Source organism: Prochlorococcus marinus str. MIT 9312 (assembly GCF_000012645.1).
In the GTDB taxonomy this organism is placed as follows: Bacteria; Cyanobacteriota; Cyanobacteriia; order PCC-6307; family Cyanobiaceae; genus Prochlorococcus_A; species Prochlorococcus_A marinus_L.
Map to the genome: position 1 here is coordinate 1,556,908 of NC_007577.1, position 25,201 is coordinate 1,582,108.

The window sequence follows — 25,201 nt, forward strand, 5'->3', positions numbered from 1 at the left end:
AAAAAATTGTTTAAATAATCAAACATTCTTTTTTTCACTCTTGATCATTTCATCGATAGAAATTTTCATTATCTGCTCAATAGAAAGACCTTTCTCATGTTGATTTATCCATTTCATAGATTGATTACCCTCTTCAAGTACTTTGTGGATAGGTTTCAAAAGATATTTCATATTAAACTTTTCTGCGGTGGATGATAAATCTGATAATAAGTCTTTAATCCAGTCTCTACAAATAACTTTTCTGCCATCTTGCCAGTGAATTAACTCTGAATTCAAACTATTTTTAGCAGCATTAATTTCATTTTGATCACATATTTCTGATAATTCATCAATAGAAAAAATACTAGCAGTCAAAGGATCTAAAGCATTTATATTCTCAAAAAGATGTAAAATCCTTAGTTCTAGCATAGCCGTTATACCTAATAGCAAATTAATATCATGAACAAAATCACAAATTCTTAATTCCAAACGATCAAGAATTAAAGGCCTTTGGGGACCATTTGGTCGAATTGAAGACCAAAAATGCCTGATGTTTTGCATATTTTTATTATCTATATTTTCCTCGATCCAATCGACATAGCTATTATGATTTACGAAAAAAGGAACTTTACTTGGTGTTCTTGGAAACTGAATCCATCTTTGAGAATGATTTTCAGTAATTTTATTATTTAAAAAAGGTGAGCTAGCACTTATTGATAGATACAAAGCAGCCTCAGATCTTATCAGCCTTATCGCAGTAAAAAGCTTATCTAAGTCATCAATTCCTATATTTATGTGAACACTTGAAGTTGCAATAGAGATTCCATAATTATCTTCTATAAATTGATGATAAACATTTGCAAAATCAGATCTTTGCAATTGAATATCATGTTTAAAGCAAAGAGTGGATGAAGGAATGATTGTTAACCCTTTATTGTTTAGCCATAGCCTTAATTTTTTTCTTGGATTTATTAATTTCTCGTATAAAAAGTTATAGTCTTTTTCAGGTGTTGTTATGTATTCAACATTCCTTTTATCTGGCTCTTTCACAAAATTAGAAAATTCTTTTTCAATATCAGCTGAAATACCAATATGAGAATTAAACGAACCTGTGAAAAGTTCTACTTCAAAACCCTTATAAAGATTATTTTTACTCATTTAATTATCCAAACAGGCTAATGATTTCAGTATCCCCTTAGCTTTATTTATTGTCTCTTGATATTCATTTTCAGGAGAAGAATCAGCAACTATTCCAGCTCCTGCCTGCACTGAGACATCAAATTTTCCATCTTCTGAGGGTTTGACTATCATAGTTCTTATTGTAATTGCCGTATTTAATGCTCCATTAATATCAATAGATCCATAAACACCAGCATAAGGTCCTCTAGCATCTTTTTCAAAGTGTTTAATCAATTGCATAGCTCTTATTTTTGGCGCACCAGTTACTGTCCCGGCTGGAAAACATGCCTTTAGCAAATCCCATACATCAGTATTTTCTTTTAAGATTCCCTCAACTTCACTCACTATATGCATAACATGTGAATATTTCTCAATAACCATTAAATCTTTTACCTCCACAGTACCAATTTCACAAACTCTTCCAAGGTCATTTCTTCCAAGATCTATTAGCATTACATGCTCAGCTATCTCTTTTGGATCTTTTAATAAATCTTTTTCAAATTCCAGATCTTGTTTATTATCAATTCCCCTAGGTCTTGTCCCAGCTATTGGTCTTAAGCTTGCAACTATCTGACTATTTTTATTTTTTTCAGCTTTAACCATGACTTCAGGACTGGAACCTATCAGATACCATGAGCCAAAATCAAAAAATGACATATATGGGGAAGGATTAACCATCCTCAAACTTCTGTATAAATTAAAGGGATCATTATTGACTTGAGTTTGAAATCTCTGACTTATAACAATTTGGAAGATATCCCCTTTTCTTATGTATTTTTTTGCAGAAAGAACTGCATCCTCAAAATCTTTTTTCTTCCAATTACTTTTAAGATCTAAATTGAAATTCTCATTTTCATTCCAATCTAAAAACTCGTATTCTTTTAGAGGGACTTTCATTAAATCTCTAGTTTTCTGAATTTTAGAAATTGAGTTTAGATAAACTTCTTCAACAGAAGACTCTTTTGAAGAAGTTATATCTGCATAAACTACTGCGGTTATACATCTTTTAATTTGATCAAAAACAACTAACTGATCAAAAAACATCCAAGAACCATAAGGTATATTGTTTTCTTGTATTTTATTTATTGGAACACTTGGTTCTATTCGATTAATTAATTCATAACCCCAAGACCCATATAATTGCCCAATTGATGGTAAGCCATCAAGCATAGATGATTTATATTCCTTTGTCCAAGTTCTTAAAATATTAAAGGGATCGCCCTTATACATTTCCGTTTTCCCATTATTCCAGGTTTTAACTATTTCTTCTCCATAACAAACGGCTTCCCAAAGAGGTTTAGTAGCTACGATACTCCACCTTCCCAAACTCTCTCCTCCTTCAACAGACTCAAGAAAAACTCCATGTGAATCTTTTTCGGATAATTTTAACCAAGTAGATAATGGAGTCTCTAAATCTGCTGGCCAAGTTTGAGTGATAGGTATAAAATTTTTACCTTCTTTGTAAGCTTTTAAAAAACTATCTTTATTTGAGCTGATCATACTAATAGTATCAACCCAAATTATAAATATATTCTTCTTTTATATCAACTTTGAGTAATTTAATCAAAAGTATTCTTAGTTGTAAATTTCAACCCAGCTGGATTAGGATTCTCACCTATTCGCCTTGGGTTATGGCCAACTTTTTCTCTACCCTCATTAACTTTCTCAGGGAAAACACCATCTTTTGGATGTAAGAATTCAATATCACCGCCTGGGAAAATTCGGTAGATTTTGAAGTCCTCAATTCTTGGTTTAAAAGATCGTAATTGTGTTCCTAGTGCAAGACATTGTTCCTTTCTTGCAAAATACATTAAATTATCACCTTCATGCATAATAGCAGCACCACCAGTGGGTAATTCAAATGCTTGTTCTTTTGAACTATTCCATACAATCGCATATTTTTCTTCGGTTTCTGCTGAGTTCAATAAACCCCCAGTACTTCCTATATGCTTTGGAAATTGACCAACTAAAGTTTCCGTCATTCTAGATTTTGAGTTATTTATACTAAGAAATTAGCATTCATATTTTACAAAATTCAAAATTTACAAGAAAGTTTCTACATTATTTAATAAATATTAAAGTTATTTCTCATTTCATTTTGAATCTGAAATGGGGAAAAATACTGTCAAACCTGTATCACGCCTTTGAGTAACATGCCCTCCTAAACTTGCTAACAACTTTTGAGTGGCATTTTGACTTAGTTGTAAACTCCCCGTTTGAGGGTTCCAATTTAAAACAGGACCTATATCAGAACCATTTTCTTTTTTTAATATTTCTTTTCGATTACAATCTGATTTTTGTACTTTTAGTTGAAGTTTTAGTTTTTGGCCAGCTGGTCTTAATTCTAAAACTAATGTACTGCCCTCTTTCAATCCTCTAGTATTTTTATCAATTAATCCCCTTAACATTAATTCTAGTTTTTCAGAATCACTCAAAATTTGCGGAAGTTGACTGGGGATGTCTATCTTGAAAAAAATCCCACGTCGGTTTAATTGTTTATTCCATACAGGAGAAAGTTTTTTAAAAATTTCGGCTAAATTAATTTTTGCCAAATTATTTGATGAAGTAACTTCGTTACTTACTAATTCTGCAGCATTAAAAATTAAACCGAACCTATCAATTTGTTCATTACATTCATTATCTATTTGAATCAAACGATTTCTCATTGATTCATCCATATTATATTTTTTTAAAGTAGAACTTATTAGGGTTCTTATAGTAGCTAAGGGAGTTCTGACTTCATGAGAAATTGCACTTAACAATTTTGCTTCAGTTATTTGCACATTTTTTTCATCGTTTTTTACAGAATTCTGTATATTATGATTTGGAGCAATATTTGCTAATTTTGCCGATAATGTTGGCCAAAATAATTTTTCAAATTGATTATTAATATTAAGGTTACCTAAATTATTGATTGCATTACGAAATTTTACTCCTTCCTCATAATTTTCTTGGTTTAATTTTGCATGCATTAATTCAATTGAAAGTTTAAGGCTTTCTTCATCACACTTCATTAATAAAATTTTCTTATCTTTTTCTCCTACAATTGATAATATGCATTGAAAATTTGGGGTGATTATCATTAAAAAAGGTTCATAACCATCTTCTTGACTAAGATTTAAGACTTTATAATTACTAACTAAATCGAAATCTTTTTTTATCTTGTCTAAATTTTTGACTGGTAAAAAACCTGCATTCTTATTCTGAAAATATGGAAAACCCTCAGGAGACCAAAGCCATCCATAAAATTGATTTAAAAATTTTTTATCATTAAAAGCAGGCAAAGGTGAGGCAACCCAAATCCCCCCCTGTTTATAATTTTGAGATAGGAAATCTTTCTGAATAACTTCTAAAGAAGCCCACCACATTCTTCTGGATGAATCATCATCCACATGTATAGTTTGAACTCCTTTAATCAAAAGGTCTTGAATTTTTTTTATAGTTATTTGTGATTTCATCAATTTCTTAGTGATCTAGAACGTTTCAATATAGATAAAACAAATCCAATAGATATAAAATTAGTCACCAATGACGTTCGACCATAGCTCATAAAAGGAAGGGGAATCCCAGTCACTGGTCCTAATCCAATAGTCATAAATAAGTTAATTATTATTTGAAATAAAAAAGTTGAGGCTATTCCAATAACAATTAGAGATTCAAAATTAGTCCTAGCAATTGTTGCAGTATTAATAAGTTTTTTAATCAAAAAAAAGAACAAAAATAAAACTATCATGCACCCTACAAAACCCAATTCTTCGCCTAGAGCACTGAATATAAAATCAGTATGTTGTTCCGGTATAAATTGCAAATTAGTCAGCTTACCTTGTAGCAAACCCGTCCCAAATAATCCTCCAGAACCAATTGCAATTTGACTCTGTATCAAATGATATCCGCCACCTAATGGATCTCTATTTGGATCTAAAAATAAAACTAATCTATCTTTTTGATATTCTTTTAAGCCATATTGCCACAAAATTGGTGTCAATTTTGCCACTAATAAATGTAACGAAATAGCGAGAGCAGAAAAAATAATTTTCTTTTTCGAAGATCTATAAGCAAGATATCCTATAAATGGAATCCAGAAAATAAGAAGAGTTGGTAAGGTTAGATAAAATGCAGCAGTGATAATACAAAACACTAATATCAAAATCCACTCTATGGGCATATGCGACCAATAGAGCATCACACCTGTCAAAACAAGTAAAACTAAAGAGGTACCTAAGTCCGGTTGAAAGAAAATTAATAACCAAGGAATAACTACTACTAATAAGGGCAATACTAAATCTCTTATTGTTAAAATTATTTTTTTGTCGAGTACTAAAGCAAGAGTTAACACAGTACTAAGTTTAGCTACTTCTGAAGGCTGAAAAGAAAAGATGCCAAAGTTTAGCCATCTTTGAGCTCCAGAAACTGAAATCCCAAAAAAATAAATTAGTAATAAGGATATTAAAGTACAAAAATAAAATGGAACCAAATACTTTCTAATTCTCTCTAACGGTATATAAGAAATAAAAAATGCTAAAAAATAACCTAAAAAACCAGTTAGGATATGACCTAAATAGTTCGATACTAAAAAATCACCCTGAATACTTTTTATTAATAAACCCGAAATAATAACTAAAAACAGAGGAATTATAAGTATTGGAGAAAATAAAAAACCTCTATTAAAGTTATCTTTTTTTTGTAAAAATCCTCTGTTATTTAATAAAGAAATTCTCCTAAACATCAATTAACTATTAACGAATTGATTCTTAATTAATTGAGCTAAATTACTAAATACAACAGAACTTTCTTTATTGGGTTGGCTTATTGAGATTGGTATACCTTTATTACTATCATTAACGAGAGGAATTTCAATAGGTATTTGGGCTAATAATGGTAAATCATTTTCTTTAGCTAATGTTTGTCCACCACCTTTACCAAAAATTTCATATTTTTTACCTGGCATATCTGGCGGAATAAATACTGACATATTTTCTACAATTCCCAGTAAAGGTACTCCGAGTTGTTTAAACATTGCTAATCCCCTCCTTGCATCTTGTAAAGATACTTGTTGAGGAGTAGTGACAACTATAGCTCCAGAAATAGGCACAGATTGAGAAAGGGATATTTGAGCGTCTCCTGTTCCAGGAGGCAAGTCAATAACCAAAAAATCAAGATTATTCCATTCAACTTGGTACAAAAATTGTCGGATAATACTATTAAGCATTGGTCCTCTCCATATAACTGGCTGACCTTCTTCTATGAGGAAACCCATTGATACCAATGAAATTCCATATTTATTTATTGGTATTAACCTTTGATCACTGCCACTACCTTCTGTAACCTTTGGATTCTGTTCAGCAACTCCCATCATTGAGGGAGTATTAGGTCCATATATATCCGCATCCAGCAAACCAGTTTTAGAGCCTAATTTAGCTAGAGAACAAGCGAGGTTAACTGCAATGGTACTTTTCCCAACTCCACCTTTACCACTGCTAACAGCTATGATATGACGAATCCCACCAATCTTCTTCAACTCAGGAGCATTACTTTGATTTTGAGATTCTGTTTTGGAAGGATTATTATCTATCTCTATTTGAACATCATCAATATCTTCAAAATCCAGTAGTACTTTTCTAACCTCTTGTACAATTCTATCTCTCTGAGAATTTGCAAATGATGGCAATGATAATGTTACGATTACTCTCGGTATAGTTACTCTTACGTTTTTAATCCAAGCTAATTCAATTACATTTTTTTGTGATCCAGCATCAAGAACCTTTTGTAAAGCAAAATTCGCATCTTCTATTGTGGTCATTAAATTTTTAAATATTTTGACAAGGTAGTCGACTGTTTAAAAGATTAAGAACTATGTCGAACTATCAAATAATAGGAAATAAGGTCCCCCTAAGAGAAATTATAAAGGGAAACTTATAATTAACCAAAAAAAATTTTCTTCAAGATTTACTAAATACATGTTGAAAGAACCTCCTAAAAACTCGAGAGAAAAAACTAAAAATCTCTTATTAACTCTACAAGACAAAATTTGTTCAGGGCTTGAAAATATAGATGGAAAAGGGAAATTTACAGAAGAATCCTGGCTAAGAGACGAAGGTGGCGGTGGAAGATCAAGAGTATTGAAAAATGGTTCTATTTTTGAGCAAGCAGGAGTAAATTTTTCGGAAGTACAGGGAAAAGAATTACCTCAATCTATAATCTCCCAAAGGCCCGAAGCAAAAGGTCATGAATGGTTTGCTACGGGAACTTCTATGGTTTTGCATCCTAAGAATCCCTTTATTCCAACAGTTCATCTGAATTATCGATATTTCGAAGCTGGTCCTGTTTGGTGGTTTGGCGGAGGTGCAGACTTAACCCCTTTTTATCCATATCTTTCTGATGTGAGAAATTTTCATAAAGAACATAAAAAAGCTTGTGAAAAAGTTGATAAAGACTTACATAAAGTTTTTAAACCATGGTGTGATGAATATTTCTTCTTAAAGCACAGAAATGAATCTAGAGGAATAGGTGGTATTTTTTATGACTATCAAGATGGTTCAGGCAATATTTATAGAGGAAATAATCAAAATGGAGAGGCATCAAAAGTTTCAGAAAATATTGGCAAATCTAATTTAAATTGGGATAATTTATTTTCTTTAGCGGAAAACTGTGGGCAGGCATTCCTCCCTTCATATCTGCCTATTATTGAAAAAAGAGCTAATAAAACATATACATCAAAAGAAAGAGAATTCCAGCTATATCGAAGAGGTAGATATGTCGAATTCAATTTAGTTTGGGATAGAGGGACAATTTTTGGATTACAAACAAACGGGAGGACTGAATCAATATTAATGTCATTACCACCTTTAGCCAGATGGGAGTATGGATATAAAGCTAAAAAGGGTTCTAGAGAGGAATTTCTTACATCAATCTTTACAAAACCGCAAGATTGGTTAAATGATAAAGATTTAGAAAATTTCTGTATGGAGAATAATATTTTTGATTAAAAATTATCGAATTACTTTGGAATTTATCTTAAATAGGAGTTTTAAATAAAGAGCCGTCGCTTTTCAATTGAAGTTTTTCTCCAAGTTCATTTTCTAAAGAGATTAATTCGTCCCTATGCGCTCTTAATCTCATTAAAGTTGAATTATTATCATTTTCGTTAATCAATCTTAATTCGAATTTCTCCTCTCTTGCTGATTTTTTAAAATAAACGATACCAGACAAAGGACCACCAATTAATCCTAAAAGTATAGGCCACCACCCTAATTCAGGGTATATTTGAATAATTACTAATCCCAAAGCACAAGATCCAAAGCCGCCAAGAAAACCTAAAAAGATTGCTAAAAGTTTACTAGAAACAACTTGTCCCTTAAATATTAAAATTCTTTGTTCAAAATCTCCTCCCGTTTGCTTCCATCCCCTTAAATTTAGCCATTCACATAAACCATTTAAAACCTTCACTGGCTCTTTAGCAGATGAAATCTCAACAATGGTTGTTCTATCTTTACTTGAGGCTCTAAGAAAAAAAAATAATCCTATAGCTAGAAGAATTGTCAGCAACAATGTTGAATTTAAGGAATAAGACATTAACTAAATCTTTTTTTGTAACTAGAGAATAAAAATTAAAGTTACATCATATTATAAATTTATAGATTTATTCTGTAAAATAAGTGCACCAGATAAAAAAATCTTAATTACATAAAAACTACGTAATATCGTAAATGTCTTTAAATACTTATTAAATATGACTATTGAAAATAAAAATATTGATTTTCTTTATAGTGATTTAACAGCAGATTTATATAATATCTATAAAAAATCATCCTACCTTGCTATTGACACTGAAGCAATGGGGTTGATTCATGGAAGAGATAGATTATGTTTAGTACAAATATGCAATGAACTTAGAAGAACAGCCTGTATAAAAATCGAACTTAATAGATCTTCTGCTCCCAATTTAAAAGCACTTCTTGAAGATGAAAAAATTACTAAAATCTTTCACTATGCAAGATTTGATGTAGCAGCGCTAAAATGCAATCTTGGAATTAATACAAAAAATATTTTTTGTACAAAAATTGCAAGTAAGTTGGCAAGAACATATACAAATAAACACGGTTTAAAAGATTTAATTAATGAATTGTTAGGGGTAGAATTAGACAAAAGTTCACAAAGCAGTGATTGGGGTAGCAAAGAAGATTTAACAAAAGATCAATTAGATTATGCTTCAAATGATGTTAGATATTTAATTGAAGCGATGCATAAATTAAAAGTCATCTTAGATAGAGAGAATAGATATGAGTTAGCTCAAAAATGTTTCAAAACAGTTTCAGTTCATGCTGATTTAGACATCCTAAAATTTTCAAATATATTTGAACATTAAAAATCAATCTTCAGTTAAAAAATTATCTTCACCATCAAGAGTTTCCATAAGCTTATCAAGTATTCTTGAAGAACTTAATTTATTGACTTCGTTTTTTTTACAAATTTCTAAGATATTTAGCGCAACTTGTATTTTTTCTTGATTAGTTTTGGAGCCTTCTTTTGCAATTTGAATTTCTACTTTCTTCTTAGCGGAGGATAAGCTTATACTCATTAGTTTTGCAATCTCTGCACAAATTTTCAGATATTTCCGATCATTTATTGGATACATAAAAAAATTAAAACGCTAATGTTATTTACTAAGATAACAAATGAGAGTTTATAGAATCTACAATTTTCTGACTTGCGCCAGATTTCCCCATTCTTTTTTTACCAATTTTCGATTGTTCTAACCTAGCAACTTTTTCTCTCAACAGTAAACTTAAACGTTTTAAAAGAATTTCTTTATTCTTGCAAACTAAAACACTTCCCCCTAATAATCTTGATTGCCTTTTTGCAAATGATTTTGTGAATTGTGGTCCAGATCCTGGAAGTGACAGAGAAGGTATTCCTAAGCCAGCAATTTGCTCTGTGGCAGTTCCTGCATTAGACAAGCCAATATCTGCCATATTGGCCCATAAATTGAATTTGCCTTTTCCAATCAATATATATTTTTCTTTCTTCTTCCATACTGAATCTTGATCAATCAAAAATTTAGTTTTACTTTGTTTTTTAAAACCGTATTTATTTAAATAACTTTGAATTTGCAGCACATTCGCATTAATGCTCAAAGGCAAAAGTATTACCAAATTCTTAGATAAATCAAAATCTTGCAAACAATCAAGAAAATTATCAAGATTTTTAAATGCTTCTGGGTATCTACTTCCAACTAATAAAATTATCCTTTTGAAAGCAATAATATTGGATATCTTTTCATTTTTTGAATTAACAAAATCCATCATTGGATTGCCAAAATATGTTGCATGAATATTTTTTCTATTCAAATTATTAGCTGTTATTTGATCTCTCATAATTAAATTTTTACATCTTGGAGATGTCATTAAAAACATTTCCCATGGGTCCCATTCAGAACCTTTCAACTTATGATAAAAATCGCTTAACGCCCAACCTGGTCCACTACTCCAAGTATGGTCACTTTTGGGAGTGCCAATAAAACTGAATTCGCATTCTGAACTCCAAGCATAAAGTAATGGTAGAAAATCTCCAACTGCAATAATTTTGCAGTTATGTTTTGACTTTTGTTTTACAATTAAAAAATTTCTTAAATTATCTATTAAAAATCCTGCAAACAAATCAAGCAAAAATCCCTTCAGACTTTGATTACTAAAACCTCCACTAGGTAGCTCTTTTAAATAGCCTATTTTACAAAAATTCTTTGATTTTATGGAATTAAATACATCTCCATTTCCTACTAAAGGCAAGACTTCGATATTTTTATTTTTTATTTTCTTTAATAATCTTTTTATTATTTCCGATGCGATTACATCTTCTCCATGGCCATTGCATATAAATAATATAGAATGAGTCACCTTACTGTTAAGATCATAAAAAGATTGCATTAAATCTTTTTCGGCGGCATGGCCAAGTGGTAAGGCAGAGGATTGCAAATCCTTTATCCCCAGTTCGAATCTGGGTGCCGCCTTCTTTAATTTTGATACTAAATTACCTATAAACCCTTCTAAAAGCTTAAGTTTTATATATTTGTTATACATTTTTGGTGGAATTTAGACGAATTAGTGGTCGGCAAGTTGACCAAATTTTGATTCCAAAATATTTGTAATAATTTTATTATCTCACTTGCTGACTACAGAGGAAAATTTATTCCTTAAAGTTTAGTTAGTATTAAAAAAGTATTCAAAATTCCAGATAATTTCTAATGGAAGTTAGTATTTATGTTCTAACTCATCCAGCAATGCCGAATATTCAGAACCACCACATTATTAAACTAATTCAGTTCCAAAATAAAATAAGAGGGTATTTGTTTGCCCTCTTCGAGTCGTATGCACCTCCCTGTCCACAAAGTCGATGAAGTGCTTTTGACTCCTGAATTATTTCTACTCCTAGTGAATGGGAAAAGATAGTCGTGACAACCACAAAGCACTTTTACTCGGGTAATAATACTCTATGAATTTCAAGTTAATAGGAGGACAATATAGATATAGATCTAGGAGGTCTTATGAAACTATTCAATCAATTTAACATTCTTCCAAGATACTTAACTGCGTTTAATTATGCAGGATTAAATCTAAACGAAACCCCAAAAGAACTTGAGAAATGCAACCCTGAGTTTCAAAACTTTTGGGAGAAAGAATGTAGAGAACATCCAACAAATCAAAATTGTTTAATTTACTGCGACTGAACTCGCTTTACGAGTAAATAATTACTTGATCTCAGTTTTGATTTGGACTCTCTCAAAGAACAATCTCTACTCCGACTTTGATAAAAATAAAGTTGAAATTAGTGGTTTAATTTCCTAGTTAGATATTATTAATTCTGGTCAGCAACTTAATAAAATACCGCTCAAAAAGCACTGTTTAAGGGACTGTTTACACTATTATGTCCACTTCGAATCTGGGTGCCGCCTTTCTTCAGATTATTTTATATATACATTTGAACTGTTTTAATAATCATTATCTGCTACACACATTCCTAGACATCTAACCCCATTTGATGCTGTCCTTTTGCAATGAGTACATAAAATAGGATCTTTCTTTGAAGGAGGATTAATTTTTGAACTATTATTAAACTTTAAACTTATTAACTCTTGTTTTGAATCAAATAGAGTCATTCTTGGAAGTGTCATTAGGATCGATACTAACAACAAGTGAAGCATTTGTGTTGGAAGAGGGTATGTCCATAATTTTGACAGTTTCTTTGGGCTCATCAATAATTTGATTTTCTTCAGCACTCTCATCAACTGCACATGCTTCAAGAGCCTCTCGAAGTAGTGAATCAAAAGTTGCACCTGGCAATCTATGTCTCGCAACCTCAAGAAAAGTTCTCGGTAATGATTCAGAAGCAGCATCTCTCAAAGCAGGATTATTCTTCCTATGTTCTTGTTCTTCTTCTATGGATTTAATAAACCTGAGTGTGACATCTCTTTTGGTAGAGGCTTTTATCAGCGTATCGTTTTCAGGATTACTACTATTCGGCTCATTCTCAAGATCATTAAGCCTTTTTTCCAAGCTATTTAAAACTTCATTAGCTTCTTTACTAATATGAGCTAATTGACCATCGGACAAATTAGGTAAATCAGCAACAAAAACCTTCCCATGATCCCTCAGTGTCAAAAAAGTAGGTCTTGGACCTTGAGCCTGTCTTCCACTAAATTCAGAATTATTACCCAAGGGTCTTTTTGGAGGTGTAGGACCAGCTGAACTACGTCTACGTGTAATTCTTTGATTATTTGCAAAAGGCATTGAATTAAAGGTTAAATCTTAATACTTAAACTTCCGATATAATTCGGCGCTAATCTTATTATATTACATCTAACTTTTTCATTTGTGTATAAAAAATTTTTTAAAACTCATTTAAATTATTTTAAAAAAAACTTAAGTTAAAATTTCAGGCAAAAATTTACTAATTGTTGAATCATTTTTTCGAACTATCTTTCCAATCTCCCAACTATCGATATCATGATCTTTACAGATATTTAATATTGAATCTTTAAATTGTTTATCAATAATTAAGCAAAATCCTACCCCAAGGTTAAAAGTATTCCAAAAATCTTTTTCAGGAATCGTCCCTTTTTCTTTTAGGAATTTAAATAAAATTGGTATTTCCCAAGAATTGGTGTTGATATAAGGAATAAAATCAGAAGGTATGCATCTTGGAAGATTCTCTGGAATACCTCCACCAGTAATATGAGACATTGCTTTAATTTCTATATTTTCGGATAATATTTGATTAACAACATTATTGTAGATCTTTGTAGGTTTCAATAACTCATCATAAAAATTTAAGTGAGAAACTTTTTCAAATTCTTTATCTAATTGATTATTGTTTTGAATTATTTTTCTTACTAAACTAAAACCGTTACTATGAACTCCATTACTTTTTAAAGCAATTATTAAGTCATTTTCTGATATTTTTTTACCATTAATAAGCTTATCCTCGTCAACTATTCCTACACAAAATCCTGCCAAATCATACTTGTTATTTGAATAAAATCCTGGCATTTCAGCAGTTTCCCCACCGAGTAATGAACAGTTATTTTCTCCACAGCCATGTGAAATTCCTTGAACAACCTGCAATAATTGTTTTTTATCAAGCTTGCCAGTAGCGATATAATCAAGAAAAAATAAAGGTTTTGCGCCGCAAGTAATAATATCATTCATGCACATAGCAACCAAATCAATACCAACCTCAAAGTGAAAGTTTTTACTTTGGGCTAATTCTAATTTTGTTCCAACACCATCAGTTCCTGAAACTAGAACTGGTTTTTTAAAACTATCGACAGGGATTCTAAATAAACCTCCGAACCCACCAATACCGTCAATCACATTAGATGTATGCGTTCCTTCAACTGCCTGTTTAATTTCGGAAACAAATTCTCGCCCAGCCTCTATATCAACACCTGATGTTTTGTAATCCATGAAATAAAAATGATAGACTTTCCCTATATAGATATTCCTCCGAAGATTGCTTTTGTCCAGTAATTATTTATCAAATAGATTTATTTTTTAAAAACAAAGTGAAGAAAGTAATCATAAGGAAAACAGAAGAAATAAAAAATTGGAGAAGAAATATAAATAGTGATATTAACTTCATTCCAACAATGGGTAATCTTCATAATGGACATAAAACCCTAATATCAACAGCAAAAAATGCTAATTCCAATGTTAATTTAGTAAGTATATTTGTTAATCCACTTCAATTTGATAACAAGTCAGATTTAGAGAATTATCCTAAAACAATTGACAATGATATTAAAATATCCTTTGAGAATGGCGCAGATGTCATCTTCATCCCTAGTACTGAAGAGATATATCCATCGGATAATAAAAATATTACATTCCTGAAAGCTCCCTTAGAGTTATCTTCGTCATTATGTGGGTTAAATCGAATTGGACATTTTGATGGCGTTTGTACTGTAGTTTATAAATTACTTAATCTCATCAAGCCAAAAAATCTTTATTTAGGAGAAAAAGATTGGCAGCAACTATTAATATTAAAAAATCTTGTCTTAACAAAGAAATTGGATGTAGCTATTAAATCTATTCCTACTCAGAGAGACTTTGATGGAATTCCTTTAAGTTCTCGTAATGTACATCTATCAAATAACGAAAGAAAATTAATTAGATTTTTCTCACATGAATTATTAGTAGCAAAAGAAAATTTTCAACAAGAAAAAAAGATCAATTTAAAAGAAATAATTCAAAAGCTGTCAGCACAAAAAATTTCAATTGAATATTTAGAACATTTACACCCTTATACCCTTCAAGAATCAAAAGTTGAGGACAATATTTCAATATTGGCTGGTGCGATAAGATGTGGAGAGACAAGATTAATTGATCACGTTTTTCTAATGAAAAGAAGTCCAATTATTGCAATAGATGGCCCTGCAGGGTCAGGTAAAAGTACTGTGACACAGTTAATAGCGAAGAAACTTAAACTTTTATATTTAGATACTGGAGCAATGTATAGGGCATTGAGTTGGCTCTTAATAAAAGAAAATATTGATTATAAAGAAGAAAAAAAATTGCAGAATATCCTTAAAGATATTTCTATTGTGTTCAAGTCAAATACAAATTCACAACAGGATGTTTTTATTAATAATTACTGTGTTACTGAAGAAATTCGTTCACAAGAGATAAGTTCGATAGTATCTAAAATTTCCTCCATTAAAGAAGTCAGAGAATTCTTAGTAGAAGAACAAAGAAAAATTGGAGAATCAGGCGGACTAGTAGCTGAAGGAAGAGATATAGGAACTACTGTTTTTCCTGATGCAGAACTTAAAATATTTTTAACTGCAAGCATAGATGAAAGAGCAAAAAGAAGAAAGTCTGACAAAAAAAGTAAAGACTCACAAGAAATAGACCTTCATAAATTAAAAGAACTTATAAAGAAAAGAGATTTTGAAGATTCTAATAGGGAAATCTCACCTCTTATAAAAGCAAATGACGCAATAGAAATTATTACGGATGGATGTTCAATTAATGAGGTAGTAGATAAAATTATTGATCTTTATAATGACAAGATCCCTAAAGAGACTCAGATCCGATAAATTCAAGACATACTTTCCAAAAAGCCGCTCACAGAATCTTCTAATATATCAAGAACATAATCAAAGCCGTCATCACCTCCAAAATAGGGGTCAGGAACTTCTTGCTCATTAAAAACTGATCTAAAATCTTGAATTTTTTTAATTGATGCAAAATCAGTTGAAGATGTTCTCTTTTTAAGATCTTGAATATTTCGAAAATTTGAGTCGTCCATCGCAAGAATATAGTTAAATTCCTCAAAATCTTTGCTAGTAATTTGACGAGCCCTACTTAAGATATTTATGTCTCTTCTTTCTGCAGCAATTCTCATCCTAGAGTCAGCTTTTTTCCCAATATGCCAACTCCCAGTTCCAGCAGAATCTACAATAAAGCCATCGGTTAATCCTTTCCTTTCAAGTAGACTTATAAAAATAGCTTCTGCTGCAGGAGACCTACAAATATTTCCCAAACATACAAAAAGAACAGAAATTTTTTTCATATCATCTCACCTTTTATAAAATTATAAGATGTTTAAGTAGTAAATAAAACTTCTTTAATTAAAGATTCAGTAAATTCCTTACCAAACAAACTGGATAACATTGGCCTAGCTGGATCGTTATCTATTCTATATTTCAAATAATTATTTTGACCATTTATTAATTCTTTTTGTAGGTTTAAATTAACTTGCTGGCTTTCGAAAAGAATTTCCAAATACAAATCAAGATATTCCTTAAATGAGGTATAAAGCTGATTAGCAATTAAAAAATCACTTCTTTCTTCTTTTGGTAATTTTGACCAGATTACTCCTGGAGAAAAAAATCGAGCTACATCTGCAGACATTTTTTCAGCTAATGGAAGTGATGAATGACAATGATTTTTGAGTTTTATAAGTTTTTCTAATAACTCATTATTGTATTGATTTTGTATTTTTAATGAAGGCTGAAAATCTAATACTAATAAATGACTATTAGGTAGAGAAACAAAATCTACTCCAAAAAATGGGACATTATAAATAGTATTAGGAATAATTAAAAAATTTAAAACAGAATAATTTGGACTATTTATGCATACTGCTCTTGCGAATTGAATTCTTTTTTTATGAGTTACACCCCAAGTAGAGAGATTCACATTTTTTTTTGATTTTTTTGAACCGTAAGTTGAATCTTTGTAAGAGTATTCAGAAGGTATTTTTTTTTCTAAACAGTTATATTTACTTAAATTATTAACTAGATATTTTAGGAAATTATGCCATTTCCAATCTGGTCTATAAAAAATAGTATCTTCTATTAACATTCAAAGAATAATCTCATTATTTAATGTAAAAAGAAATTTATTAATAAATTTTTTTGTCCATTTTTCTCCAAAAAAAGATTTAAACAATTTATCTGCAGGGTCTTTTTCAAAACTGTACTTATCGTATTTAATTTGATTAATCTTTATTTCTTCTAAGTTTAAAAATTGATTAACAGGATTCGATTTATTAAGATTCAAATAATTATTTATAAATGCATGGAATACATCATTTAAATCTCTATCAAGGTTTAATTTATTGCCTCTACATATAATTACCCATGGAGAGAAATACTTTTTTGAATCGTAGATATTCTTCATTTTATTATTATCAAATGCAGAATATTTTTTCTTAATCATACCTAAACTTGAACAATACTTTTCGAGATACTTGTTTTCTTGAATTAAAGGTTGATAATCTAGAATTGCTAATAACTTTTTAGCAGTTCCAAACCATAAAATATCAGCTCCTAGGATAGGCAATTCACTATCAAAATTTGGATATGCGACCGTATTAAAAACTTGAATATTTTTGCCGCCGTCTAATCTAGTTATTCGCCACTTTCTATATTCTGGAGATGAAAAAAGCCAATTTTTAATAATATATTTTGAGTCTTTATTGTGATGTTCTTTAAATTCGTTAGATATTTGCAGTTCATGACCATTTAATTCATCAATATTGGTTTTAAGGAAATCAACTAATGAATCAAACATAAATACTAAGTCTCAGTGCTTCCCTTCCTAGCTTTTTTTGTAATGTAATTAAATACAATCTTGCCTAAAACTGCAATCAAGTTACCTTCAAGCTCTTTAAACATTTTCATATTGTAAGTAAAAGCTTGATTAGCTTCATCAATAATTTGATCAGCAGTGTTTTGATTTATTGGAAGTTGATTCAAAGTAAGGGAATATTCTTCCTTGAATTTCTTTTCGTCCTCAATTAAATCAAATTCATAAAAACTTAAACCATTATTTCCCTCCAAATTTAATGCTTTTTTGGCGATCCTTTTCAAAATTTGACCACCAGATAAATCTCCTATATAGCGTGTATAGTGGTGACCAACCAATAATTCTGGCGAATTTTTTGCAACCGAACGGATTCTTTCAACATATTCTTTTGCTGATTGAGAAATATTAATTTGATTCTTCCAGTTATCACCAAAATAAAATTTAAGATCATTTTCAAGGGTTTTTTTCCTGAATAATGATTTAAAACCAATAGGTTTTATTACAGGGTGTTCCTCATGGACCAATCTTTCAATTTCTTCTTCCATAGCCTCATAAACAAAATATAAATCGCTAATTAATTTTCTATAAGATTTCTTTTCAACAACACCTTTTAAAAAACAAGCCACAAAGCCAGTATTTTCTGCCATAGTGTGGGATTTTTTTGTCCCTTCTCTTAGTTGTCCTGCAAGAGCGACTGCCATTTATTTTGAATTAATTTTACATGTGTATTTAATCTACAAGGAAAATACATAAAACAGCTAATTTTTGTTACTAGCGGATGTTGTAGAGAATAACTTATAAAGTTCTTTACAAACCAAAAAAAGATTATCTTTCTGCTCCTTTTGAGGTAAATGAGTACCAGTCATTTCCCACTCTCCGATAGTAGCCACTCTCCATCTCTCGGAGGGAACAATCATACCTCGCATTATTATTCCTAACAATTTTGGGACTCCATTATTATTTGCATCTTCAATTCTTAATTGTAGGAGTATTGCTCTACATTCAATGAGAGGACTCCAACCTGGGAAATGAAACGCAAAATCAATAGTATCCTTCATAGATTCATTATTTGAATTCTCCCAGGGACTAAAATTTACACTTGCATCTGGAAAATATTTCCGAAACAAAGCTGCAGTGGTAGCAATCTTATTAGCTATTTCAACATTACTTACATTTGAACTAGCATTCATAAATAGCTAAGTGTTTTTTTGAAAATGACATAATTTCCTTTAACTTGCTTATTAAATACTTTTTCTTTTAATAAAGATGTTGAAATGCTGATCAACAAAGTATTCTCTATTCACATTTGAATAATAAATTTCTAGCTTTTAAAGAAAATAACTCATCACAAATTACAATACGAAGAACTTTAATGAGTTATCTTTGTTCTTAATTCAATGCTATGCCAAAATTTGAAAAATTAAATTTACCTAATCAAGGAGAAATAATAACTTTCAAACACGGCAAGCCTAATGTTCCTAATAATCCAATTGTTCCATTTATTAGGGGTGATGGAACTGGAGTTGATATATGGCCAGCAACACAAATTGTTCTTGATGCAGCGATTAAAAAAAGCTATGGAGATGAAAGAAAAATTAATTGGTTTAAAGTCTATGCAGGAGATGAAGCTTGTGAACTTTATGGAACATATAACTATCTCCCCCAAGATACTATTGAAGCAATTAAACACTTCGGTGTAGCCATCAAGGGTCCTTTAACAACTCCCATCGGAGGAGGCATTAGATCACTTAATGTTGCATTAAGACAAATCTTTGATTTATATAGCTGTGTTAGACCATGCAGATATTATTCAGGAACTCCAAGCCCTCACAAAAACCCTCAAAATCTGGACGTTATTGTTTATAGAGAAAATACTGAGGACATCTACATGGGGATCGAATGGGAAGCCGAAGATCATAATTGTCTTGAATTAATTAATCACTTAAATAACGTTGTAATACCAAGTAGTAATAATTTAAAAAATAGGTCAATTCCAAAAGGGTCTGGAATAGGAATAAAACCAGTTAGTAAATTTGGTAGCCAAAGACATATTAGAAAAGCTATTGAGCATGCAAAAAAATTATCAGGAGATAAAAGGCATGTGACTCTCGTACATAAAGGCAATATCATGAAATATACCGAAGGTGCATTTAGAGATTGGGGATATGAATTAGCAGTAAATGAATTTAGAGAAGATTGCATTACAGAAAGAGAAAGCTGGATTTTAGATAATATTCAGAAAAATCCAGAAATTACAATTGAAAATAATGCTCGTAAAATTGAACCAGGTTTTGACAAGCTTACCAATAACAAAAAAGCATTCATTTGCGAAGAAATTAAAGAAGTTATTGCATCAATATCAAATACTCATGGAGATGGGAAATGGCGAGAACTTATTCTTGTTGATGATCGGATAGCTGACAGTATATTTCAACAAATTCAAACTCGACCTCAAGAATATTCAATTCTTGCAACATTAAACCTGAATGGAGACTATGTTTCTGATGCAGCTGCTGCAATTGTTGGTGGGCTAGGTATGGCTCCTGGAGCGAATATTGGAGATAATGCAGCAATTTTCGAAGCTACGCATGGTACTGCGCCAAAACATGCAGGCTTAAATAAGATTAATCCAGGCTCAGTCATTCTAAGTGGTGTAATGATGCTTGAATATTTTGGTTGGAATGAAGCAGCTAACTTAATTACTAATGGTTTAAGTAAGGCAATAGAGCAAAAAAAAGTCACCTATGATCTAGCACGTTTAATGGAACCTAAAGTAGAACCCTTATCCTGCAGCAGTTTTGCTGAAGAAATTATCTCAAATTTCTAATTTTAACAAGTATTTTTATTTTCCAAAACTTTCCATATATTAACAAGTGAATCTTTAGTGCCAATGTTTCCAGGATGTGTAATGATAGGAAGCTTTTCATCATTTTTTAAATTGCAAGTCACTACAGAAATGCCTGTTAAAATCTGTCCTTCAAGATAAACATAATCTGCATTCAGTCCGTCACTAAGAATCACATTTGTTGTTATTCCGCCTTTTGAAACCAAATATCCTATTTCATACTTCAAATCTGCTACTAATTCAGCAATAAAAAAAGCAAGTGAATTATAAAAATTAAATTGTTCAGAATAATCTAAGGACATAAATTTTCTTGAAGTAAATAATACAGGAGTTTTTCCTTGCTCAAAAGACAATCTAATTTCTTTCAAAAATTTATTTTTAAACAAATTCCTTTTCTTCTGATTATTCTCTGATGCAGAAATTTTAAAAAATTCAAAAACATCTAATTCAATTGGCTTGCAAGTGCTTATCTCTAATAAATTTTTCAATTGAATTGTTGAAAGTTCCACATAAGATCCAACAATTACCAGTCCTGGAAGAAAAAATTTTTCTTTAGTTCTTATTCTTAAATTAGAAAAAAATGTCTCACCCTGACGAACGCTATTTTTCTCAGAAATTGAACTTATAAAGCTTGCTGCAGTTCGAAAAAGGAATTTTTTTTGTTTAGTTAATTTTTTAATTATTAAAGAAAATTTTTTTATTTGAGAATAATTTTCTACATCTACAATTACATGTTTATTATTCTTTAAGTTCTTTAGTTTTTTAAAAATAATATTATTTTCTTCATCATTCAGAATTTCTAGATCTGACAAAAAAAGATTTTGAATATCATCTAAATTTAATTTCGATTTACTCTTCTGAAATAACAGATTCTTGATATTGCTTGTCTCATATCCAAATATTGTATCTCTTGCAAAAATTGTTTTATCAATAGGGGTTTTATCGACAAAGTGTGATCCATTAATTGTTAATCTTTTACCCTCTATAAAAGCTGGAACATGAAAAGTAGCATCAAAAGGACCTAAGCAACTATTTAGGGCACTTGGCTCTAAATAGTTATGTCCTCTAAGCGTAGAATCTCCTCTACTTATGAAAATAATTTCTTCTTCATAAAATTGAGAGGCTATGACGGTCTTAAGATTTCTGCAAATTTCTTCTATTATTAATTTCGCATCATTTTCCGATAGTGACCTTGTATTAGCCAAAATAAAAAATAAATTAGATTTAGATTCAAAACCTTTAACTAAAGTTGGGCAGTCCCATTTAAGAAGTAATAAGCAATCATGGACAGTTTGAGAGCCTGTTGGATCATCATCAATAACAACAAATTTCATAATAATTGTGTCATTACTTAAGAGATTTTATTTCTATAGAGGCATCAAACCTTTGGCTATCATTTGAAGGAATCATAATGTTTCTAAATCCATCAACAAAAGAATTTCGGGGACTAGTCCAAGGTTCAAGACATATCATTCTTCTTGGAGGATCACTCCAAATAACGCCTAGGTCAAAAGGATATGGATGATTTAAAGTTACCTGTCTTTTAAATATTTTATCTCGAAAAGCACTCTTACCAGAAGTATACATAAGTAGATCAACTCCTAAATTAATATTGTTTAATTCGTCTAAAGTATTACTTATGATGTTTTTTTCTTGATTCTGACAATTAAGTGGATTATAAATAAACTCTAAATTTTTGAAATCTGAAATATTAAAATAAGGATGCAATCCAAAATTTATAGGCATTGCAATTTCTGTTTTGTTATGGATATTAATTTCAAATTCTAAACAGTTAATCTTTAGGGTAACCTTTATTCTTAGTTCGAAATCGAAAGGATAATATTTCCTGGTTGTTTTAGATTCATTTAAAAATAAACATAAAGATTTTTCATTTTCATTAAAAAAGTATTGCCATTGCAAATCCCTAGCGAAACCATGTTGCATTAACTTCAAATAATCTTTTCCAAATACTGAACTAGAGGTATTGAGATTTCCACAAATTGGAAACAATATTGGAATGCCTCCCCTAATACTTTTTGTCTTATCCATAAATCTTTTTTCATCGAAATAAAGTATCTCCTTACCATCCGAAACCCAATTTGTAATAACACCTCCTCTTTCAGGACAAAATTTAATATAGTTATTTTGATCTAATTGGAAGACAAAAATTCCTTCGTCTATATTAAATAATTTAATTTGCACAATTGTTAATTAAAGAGAATCAACCCAATCCAAAATATGCTGATTCACTAATTCAGGTATTTCATCATGAGGACAATGTCCAGCATCAAGAATAATTTCTTTTGTATACTTCGGAGTAAACTTTTTATATAGATTTCTTTTTTTTGGAGTATTCATCCAAGGATCTTTGCCACCCCAAAGGAGTAATAATGGTGAATCAAGTTTTGCAAATAACTTATCCAACGGCAATCCCTGAGGACCCGAGGGGTTAAATACACTTCTAAAAACATTAAAAGCGCCGTAATCTAGCGAAGGCTTTCTTATTGACTCAACTAAAAAATCATCAACATTTTTCTTATCAACATAAACTTGATTCAAAGTTTTTTTTATATTTTTTGGATTTCTCATATTCTCAAAAATCAAACGTTGAAGAACAACATTTTTTAAAAATATGCCTGCAACTGTTTCAATTGAAGTTTGCAGTATATTCTTCTTGATAGTTTTTTCTTCACTAAAATATCCTGCAGCATTAAGTAATATCACTCCTGCGTTTAGTTCATTTAATTCTGAACCAGCTGCTAATGCCGCATAACCACCTAATGAATTTCCAACAATAATTGTAGGTTTTTTTATTTTCTCTTTTACATAAGCGACAACCTGATCTTTCCATAAAGATCCTGAGTATTCAACATCTTGAGGCTTAGGACTTTTTCCAAAACCAAGTAAATCCATCGCATGAACTTCGTATTTATTACTCAAAATAGGGATATTGAATCTCCAATGATCCGTAGAGGCCCCAAAACCATGAATTAGTAAAATTGCATATTCTTTTGATGTTTGCTCAGGCTTAGCAGAAACAGTATGTATTGGGTAATTTAAGAAATTCCAGTCATAATTAACATCACTATCTAACAGAGCTGATTTTTCCATTTATTGAAAGTCTTATGTTAATTGATTCTAATAAACTTATTTCCTAACGAAGACCCACAGGATCAGCTGCAACATCATCTGAAATTTTATTGCCATCACTTGGAGGCTTATCTTTTAGAACAATTCTCAAGAGAACAGGTGCAAGAAATGTGGTTCCAATAACCATTAATAAAATAGCCGCTTCAAGAGAAGGAGTTAATAACTTAGCGCTTGTTCCTAGCCCAAGAAAAATTAAACCAACCTCTCCTCTAGGCATCATACCCAAACCCACAACTAATCTATTTGTAGGTTTATCACTTGAAAATACCCATCCTGCTGCAATTTTTCCAATAATTGCAACAACTAATAAAAATCCTGCAACTACAAGTGCTGATCTACTTGTTGGATCCAGTGGATTGATAACTGATAGATCCATACCAGCTCCCACTAATACAAAGAAAATAGTTGCGAATAAAGATACTAAAGGTAAAACGGATTGTTGAATTGCATGATTATTTTTAGAACTACTAAGGATCAATCCAGCTGCAAAAGCACCTAAAGCTGCTTCTAATCCAATGGCTGTAGCAACAAAACAACACAACACAAGTATCACAAAAGATGCCACCACTACAGCTCCAGGAGCTTTTAATCGATCTAAAAGCCAATCAAAACCTGGGGCTGCTGTTCTACTTAATGCTATAGCCGCAATAACAAATACTACAGCTGCTGCAACTAATTTAACGATAGGAGCAATTTCTAGAGAACCTCCTGCAGCAAGTGCCACAACAACTGCGAGAATAACAATTCCCAAAATATCGTCTAGAACTGCTGCACCAATAACAATCTGTCCTTCTCTAGTTTTCAAATATCCTAATTCACCGAAAACACTTGCAGTAATTCCTATACTTGTTGCTGTCATAGATGCTCCAGCAAAAACTGCTGGAATAAGATCTACTTGGAAAATAAACATTAATCCCAGAGTTCCAAAGGCAAACGGTAAAATTACCCCAGCCATAGCAACAGTAAAAGCCTGTGCACCGACAGCTACTAATTCCTCTAACTCACTTTCTAATCCTGTTAAGAATAAAAGTGCATATAACCCAAGTGTTGCTACTGCTTGGAGGGATGGAAAACTTTCGAAGTAAACATCAGGCACTGCTTCCGGGGGAATTGAAGCTAATGAACTTATAACATTTACAAGACCTCCATTAAGTTCAGTTCCAGCTGATGGTGGTATTAACAAATGGAATCCTGATGCTCCTATTACAACCCCTGCAAGAAGCTCACCTACAATAGTCGGCAAACTGAGTCTTACTAGTACTTCTGCTAATGCTCTTGCAGCTAAAAATATCAGTAGAAATCGTATTACTCCTATAAGTGTTTCAGCAACTTCTAAATCATGAGCACTTAATTCAGCAAGTAAAGGATACATTTGAAATGCAAAAAAAATAAACTATCTAACTGGAAGATAGTTTATTGAGGGCCCACTTTAAGAACTATGTAAAAAAAAGCAAAAATACTC

26 protein-coding genes and 1 tRNA gene are annotated in these 25,201 nt (G+C 31.0%); 6 read left to right on the forward strand and 21 right to left on the reverse strand.

Features of this window, described 5'->3' with window-relative positions:
• Positions 1 to 18: 18 nt before the first annotated feature.
• The 6 genes from gshA to PMT9312_RS08625 all read right to left on the reverse strand — a co-directional run bounded on the left by gshA (position 19) and on the right by PMT9312_RS08625 (position 6,958).
• Positions 19 to 1,137, reverse strand: a complete 1,119-nt coding sequence (gene gshA / locus PMT9312_RS08600) for a glutamate--cysteine ligase (protein ID WP_011377210.1) — start codon at positions 1,135 to 1,137, stop codon at positions 19 to 21.
• Positions 1,138 to 2,658 (reverse strand): anthranilate synthase component I family protein, encoded by a 1,521-nt coding sequence (locus PMT9312_RS08605; RefSeq protein WP_011377211.1) that lies wholly within the window; start codon positions 2,656 to 2,658, stop codon positions 1,138 to 1,140.
• A gap of 59 nt (positions 2,659 to 2,717) precedes the next feature.
• Positions 2,718 to 3,140, reverse strand: coding sequence for a photosystem I reaction center subunit II PsaD (locus PMT9312_RS08610; protein ID WP_011377212.1), 423 nt, complete (start codon positions 3,138 to 3,140; stop codon positions 2,718 to 2,720).
• A gap of 111 nt (positions 3,141 to 3,251) precedes the next feature.
• Positions 3,252 to 4,616, reverse strand: coding sequence for a sensor histidine kinase (locus PMT9312_RS08615; RefSeq protein WP_011377213.1), 1,365 nt, complete (start codon positions 4,614 to 4,616; stop codon positions 3,252 to 3,254).
• Positions 4,616 to 5,884 carry a rod shape-determining protein RodA gene (rodA, locus tag PMT9312_RS08620; protein WP_011377214.1) on the reverse strand — a complete coding sequence of 423 codons (1,269 nt, stop codon included), beginning with the start codon at positions 5,882 to 5,884 and terminating at the stop codon, positions 4,616 to 4,618. Before rodA ends, PMT9312_RS08615 begins: the two co-directional genes overlap by 1 nt.
• A gap of 3 nt (positions 5,885 to 5,887) precedes the next feature.
• Positions 5,888 to 6,958, reverse strand: a complete 1,071-nt coding sequence (locus tag PMT9312_RS08625) for an Mrp/NBP35 family ATP-binding protein (protein WP_011377215.1) — start codon at positions 6,956 to 6,958, stop codon at positions 5,888 to 5,890.
• Between the two features lie 157 nt (positions 6,959 to 7,115).
• Between PMT9312_RS08625 and hemF the strand changes: the two genes are divergently transcribed.
• Positions 7,116 to 8,144 (forward strand): oxygen-dependent coproporphyrinogen oxidase, encoded by a 1,029-nt coding sequence (hemF, locus tag PMT9312_RS08630; protein WP_011377216.1) that lies wholly within the window; start codon positions 7,116 to 7,118, stop codon positions 8,142 to 8,144.
• A gap of 28 nt (positions 8,145 to 8,172) precedes the next feature.
• Here hemF and PMT9312_RS08635 read toward each other — a convergent pair whose 3' ends face one another.
• The gene (locus PMT9312_RS08635; RefSeq protein ID WP_011377217.1) at positions 8,173 to 8,730 is read right to left on the reverse strand and encodes a cofactor assembly of complex C subunit B; all 558 of its coding nucleotides are present in this window, start codon (positions 8,728 to 8,730) and stop codon (positions 8,173 to 8,175) included.
• Positions 8,731 to 8,887: 157 nt separating this feature from the next.
• Here PMT9312_RS08635 and PMT9312_RS08640 point away from each other — a divergent pair, with 157 nt between their 5' ends.
• The gene (locus PMT9312_RS08640; RefSeq protein ID WP_011377218.1) at positions 8,888 to 9,523 is read left to right on the forward strand and encodes a ribonuclease D; all 636 of its coding nucleotides are present in this window, start codon (positions 8,888 to 8,890) and stop codon (positions 9,521 to 9,523) included.
• A gap of 3 nt (positions 9,524 to 9,526) precedes the next feature.
• Here PMT9312_RS08640 and PMT9312_RS08645 read toward each other — a convergent pair whose 3' ends face one another.
• Positions 9,527 to 9,793, reverse strand: coding sequence for a hypothetical protein (locus PMT9312_RS08645; protein ID WP_011377219.1), 267 nt, complete (start codon positions 9,791 to 9,793; stop codon positions 9,527 to 9,529).
• Positions 9,794 to 9,821: 28 nt separating this feature from the next.
• On the reverse strand, positions 9,822 to 11,081 hold the full coding sequence (locus tag PMT9312_RS09530; protein ID WP_225866665.1) for a lipid-A-disaccharide synthase-related protein: 1,260 nt from the start codon (positions 11,079 to 11,081) through the stop codon (positions 9,822 to 9,824).
• Positions 11,082 to 11,093: 12 nt separating this feature from the next.
• On the opposite strand from PMT9312_RS09530, the gene PMT9312_RS08655 reads away from it, so the two are divergent.
• Both PMT9312_RS08655 and PMT9312_RS08660 read left to right on the forward strand, forming a co-directional pair.
• Positions 11,094 to 11,164 (forward strand) — tRNA-Cys (locus PMT9312_RS08655).
• Positions 11,165 to 11,698: 534 nt separating this feature from the next.
• A complete protein-coding gene (locus tag PMT9312_RS08660; RefSeq protein ID WP_036923847.1) occupies positions 11,699 to 11,881 on the forward strand; it encodes a hypothetical protein in 183 nt (60 codons plus the stop codon).
• A 261-nt stretch (positions 11,882 to 12,142) separates the two neighbouring features.
• Here the strand turns inward: PMT9312_RS08660 and PMT9312_RS09640 are convergent, their stop codons facing one another.
• The 3 genes from PMT9312_RS09640 to purM all read right to left on the reverse strand — a co-directional run bounded on the left by PMT9312_RS09640 (position 12,143) and on the right by purM (position 14,117).
• The gene (locus PMT9312_RS09640; protein WP_011377221.1) at positions 12,143 to 12,310 is read right to left on the reverse strand and encodes a hypothetical protein; all 168 of its coding nucleotides are present in this window, start codon (positions 12,308 to 12,310) and stop codon (positions 12,143 to 12,145) included.
• Entirely contained in the window at positions 12,297 to 12,941 is a 645-nt protein-coding gene (locus tag PMT9312_RS08665; protein WP_011377222.1) for a hypothetical protein, read from the reverse strand. Before PMT9312_RS08665 ends, PMT9312_RS09640 begins: the two co-directional genes overlap by 14 nt.
• Before the next feature lie 132 nt (positions 12,942 to 13,073).
• Entirely contained in the window at positions 13,074 to 14,117 is a 1,044-nt protein-coding gene (gene purM, locus PMT9312_RS08670) for a phosphoribosylformylglycinamidine cyclo-ligase (protein ID WP_011377223.1), read from the reverse strand.
• Between the two features lie 98 nt (positions 14,118 to 14,215).
• On the opposite strand from purM, the gene PMT9312_RS08675 reads away from it, so the two are divergent.
• The gene (locus tag PMT9312_RS08675) at positions 14,216 to 15,748 is read left to right on the forward strand and encodes a bifunctional pantoate--beta-alanine ligase/(d)CMP kinase (RefSeq protein WP_011377224.1); all 1,533 of its coding nucleotides are present in this window, start codon (positions 14,216 to 14,218) and stop codon (positions 15,746 to 15,748) included.
• A 2-nt stretch (positions 15,749 to 15,750) separates the two neighbouring features.
• Here PMT9312_RS08675 and PMT9312_RS08680 read toward each other — a convergent pair whose 3' ends face one another.
• Genes PMT9312_RS08680 through PMT9312_RS08700 form a run of 5 tightly spaced genes read right to left on the reverse strand, consistent with a single transcriptional unit; the run spans position 15,751 to position 18,934 of the window.
• Positions 15,751 to 16,224, reverse strand: a complete 474-nt coding sequence (locus PMT9312_RS08680) for a low molecular weight protein-tyrosine-phosphatase (RefSeq protein ID WP_011377225.1) — start codon at positions 16,222 to 16,224, stop codon at positions 15,751 to 15,753.
• A gap of 32 nt (positions 16,225 to 16,256) precedes the next feature.
• A complete protein-coding gene (locus PMT9312_RS08685; protein ID WP_011377226.1) occupies positions 16,257 to 17,018 on the reverse strand; it encodes a phycoerythrobilin:ferredoxin oxidoreductase in 762 nt (253 codons plus the stop codon).
• Positions 17,019 to 17,729, reverse strand: coding sequence for a 15,16-dihydrobiliverdin:ferredoxin oxidoreductase (locus PMT9312_RS08690; RefSeq protein WP_011377227.1), 711 nt, complete (start codon positions 17,727 to 17,729; stop codon positions 17,019 to 17,021). It abuts the gene before it with no gap.
• A 5-nt stretch (positions 17,730 to 17,734) separates the two neighbouring features.
• Positions 17,735 to 18,445: a heme oxygenase (biliverdin-producing) gene (locus PMT9312_RS08695; protein WP_011377228.1), complete on the reverse strand. Its 711-nt coding sequence runs from the start codon at positions 18,443 to 18,445 to the stop codon at positions 17,735 to 17,737.
• A gap of 57 nt (positions 18,446 to 18,502) precedes the next feature.
• Positions 18,503 to 18,934 (reverse strand): hypothetical protein, encoded by a 432-nt coding sequence (locus tag PMT9312_RS08700; RefSeq protein ID WP_011377229.1) that lies wholly within the window; start codon positions 18,932 to 18,934, stop codon positions 18,503 to 18,505.
• Positions 18,935 to 19,146: 212 nt separating this feature from the next.
• Between PMT9312_RS08700 and PMT9312_RS08705 the strand changes: the two genes are divergently transcribed.
• On the forward strand, positions 19,147 to 20,571 hold the full coding sequence (locus PMT9312_RS08705; RefSeq protein WP_011377230.1) for an NADP-dependent isocitrate dehydrogenase: 1,425 nt from the start codon (positions 19,147 to 19,149) through the stop codon (positions 20,569 to 20,571).
• Between the two features lie 2 nt (positions 20,572 to 20,573).
• Here PMT9312_RS08705 and PMT9312_RS08710 read toward each other — a convergent pair whose 3' ends face one another.
• From PMT9312_RS08710 to PMT9312_RS08725, 4 genes are read right to left on the reverse strand one after another with little or no spacing between them, the layout of a single operon-like run.
• On the reverse strand, positions 20,574 to 21,923 hold the full coding sequence (locus PMT9312_RS08710; RefSeq protein WP_011377231.1) for a four-carbon acid sugar kinase family protein: 1,350 nt from the start codon (positions 21,921 to 21,923) through the stop codon (positions 20,574 to 20,576).
• 13 nt (positions 21,924 to 21,936) lie between these two features.
• A complete protein-coding gene (locus tag PMT9312_RS08715; RefSeq protein WP_011377232.1) occupies positions 21,937 to 22,791 on the reverse strand; it encodes a galactose mutarotase in 855 nt (284 codons plus the stop codon).
• A gap of 9 nt (positions 22,792 to 22,800) precedes the next feature.
• On the reverse strand, positions 22,801 to 23,700 hold the full coding sequence (locus tag PMT9312_RS08720; RefSeq protein ID WP_011377233.1) for an alpha/beta fold hydrolase: 900 nt from the start codon (positions 23,698 to 23,700) through the stop codon (positions 22,801 to 22,803).
• A gap of 43 nt (positions 23,701 to 23,743) precedes the next feature.
• The gene (locus tag PMT9312_RS08725) at positions 23,744 to 25,111 is read right to left on the reverse strand and encodes a cation:proton antiporter (RefSeq protein ID WP_011377234.1); all 1,368 of its coding nucleotides are present in this window, start codon (positions 25,109 to 25,111) and stop codon (positions 23,744 to 23,746) included.
• Positions 25,112 to 25,201: the final 90 nt, after the last annotated feature.

Excerpts from the sequence above, each read along its gene's own strand:
- PMT9312_RS08705 (WP_011377230.1), top strand. The coding sequence starts at position 19,147 with ATGCCAAAATTTGAAAAATTAAATTTACCTAATCAAGGAGAAATAATA.
- PMT9312_RS08725 (WP_011377234.1), bottom strand. The coding sequence starts at position 25,111 with ATGTATCCTTTACTTGCTGAATTAAGTGCTCATGATTTAGAAGTTGCT.
- hemF (WP_011377216.1), top strand. The coding sequence starts at position 7,116 with ATGTTGAAAGAACCTCCTAAAAACTCGAGAGAAAAAACTAAAAATCTC.
- PMT9312_RS08605 (WP_011377211.1), bottom strand. The coding sequence starts at position 2,658 with ATGATCAGCTCAAATAAAGATAGTTTTTTAAAAGCTTACAAAGAAGGT.
- PMT9312_RS08665 (WP_011377222.1), bottom strand. The coding sequence starts at position 12,941 with ATGCCTTTTGCAAATAATCAAAGAATTACACGTAGACGTAGTTCAGCT.
- PMT9312_RS08640 (WP_011377218.1), top strand. The coding sequence starts at position 8,888 with ATGACTATTGAAAATAAAAATATTGATTTTCTTTATAGTGATTTAACA.
- PMT9312_RS08690 (WP_011377227.1), bottom strand. The coding sequence starts at position 17,729 with ATGTTTGATTCATTAGTTGATTTCCTTAAAACCAATATTGATGAATTA.
- rodA (WP_011377214.1), bottom strand. The coding sequence starts at position 5,884 with ATGTTTAGGAGAATTTCTTTATTAAATAACAGAGGATTTTTACAAAAA.
- purM (WP_011377223.1), bottom strand. The coding sequence starts at position 14,117 with ATGGATTACAAAACATCAGGTGTTGATATAGAGGCTGGGCGAGAATTT.
- PMT9312_RS08700 (WP_011377229.1), bottom strand. The coding sequence starts at position 18,934 with ATGAATGCTAGTTCAAATGTAAGTAATGTTGAAATAGCTAATAAGATT.
- PMT9312_RS08685 (WP_011377226.1), bottom strand. The coding sequence starts at position 17,018 with ATGTTAATAGAAGATACTATTTTTTATAGACCAGATTGGAAATGGCAT.
- PMT9312_RS08625 (WP_011377215.1), bottom strand. The coding sequence starts at position 6,958 with ATGACCACAATAGAAGATGCGAATTTTGCTTTACAAAAGGTTCTTGAT.
- PMT9312_RS08695 (WP_011377228.1), bottom strand. The coding sequence starts at position 18,445 with ATGGCAGTCGCTCTTGCAGGACAACTAAGAGAAGGGACAAAAAAATCC.
- PMT9312_RS08680 (WP_011377225.1), bottom strand. The coding sequence starts at position 16,224 with ATGAAAAAAATTTCTGTTCTTTTTGTATGTTTGGGAAATATTTGTAGG.
- PMT9312_RS08615 (WP_011377213.1), bottom strand. The coding sequence starts at position 4,616 with ATGAAATCACAAATAACTATAAAAAAAATTCAAGACCTTTTGATTAAA.
- PMT9312_RS09530 (WP_225866665.1), bottom strand. The coding sequence starts at position 11,081 with ATGCAATCTTTTTATGATCTTAACAGTAAGGTGACTCATTCTATATTA.
- PMT9312_RS08645 (WP_011377219.1), bottom strand. The coding sequence starts at position 9,793 with ATGTATCCAATAAATGATCGGAAATATCTGAAAATTTGTGCAGAGATT.
- PMT9312_RS08635 (WP_011377217.1), bottom strand. The coding sequence starts at position 8,730 with ATGTCTTATTCCTTAAATTCAACATTGTTGCTGACAATTCTTCTAGCT.
- PMT9312_RS08720 (WP_011377233.1), bottom strand. The coding sequence starts at position 23,700 with ATGGAAAAATCAGCTCTGTTAGATAGTGATGTTAATTATGACTGGAAT.
- gshA (WP_011377210.1), bottom strand. The coding sequence starts at position 1,137 with ATGAGTAAAAATAATCTTTATAAGGGTTTTGAAGTAGAACTTTTCACA.
- PMT9312_RS09640 (WP_011377221.1), bottom strand. The coding sequence starts at position 12,310 with ATGACTCTATTTGATTCAAAACAAGAGTTAATAAGTTTAAAGTTTAAT.
- PMT9312_RS08660 (WP_036923847.1), top strand. The coding sequence starts at position 11,699 with ATGAAACTATTCAATCAATTTAACATTCTTCCAAGATACTTAACTGCG.
- PMT9312_RS08610 (WP_011377212.1), bottom strand. The coding sequence starts at position 3,140 with ATGACGGAAACTTTAGTTGGTCAATTTCCAAAGCATATAGGAAGTACT.
- PMT9312_RS08710 (WP_011377231.1), bottom strand. The coding sequence starts at position 21,923 with ATGAAATTTGTTGTTATTGATGATGATCCAACAGGCTCTCAAACTGTC.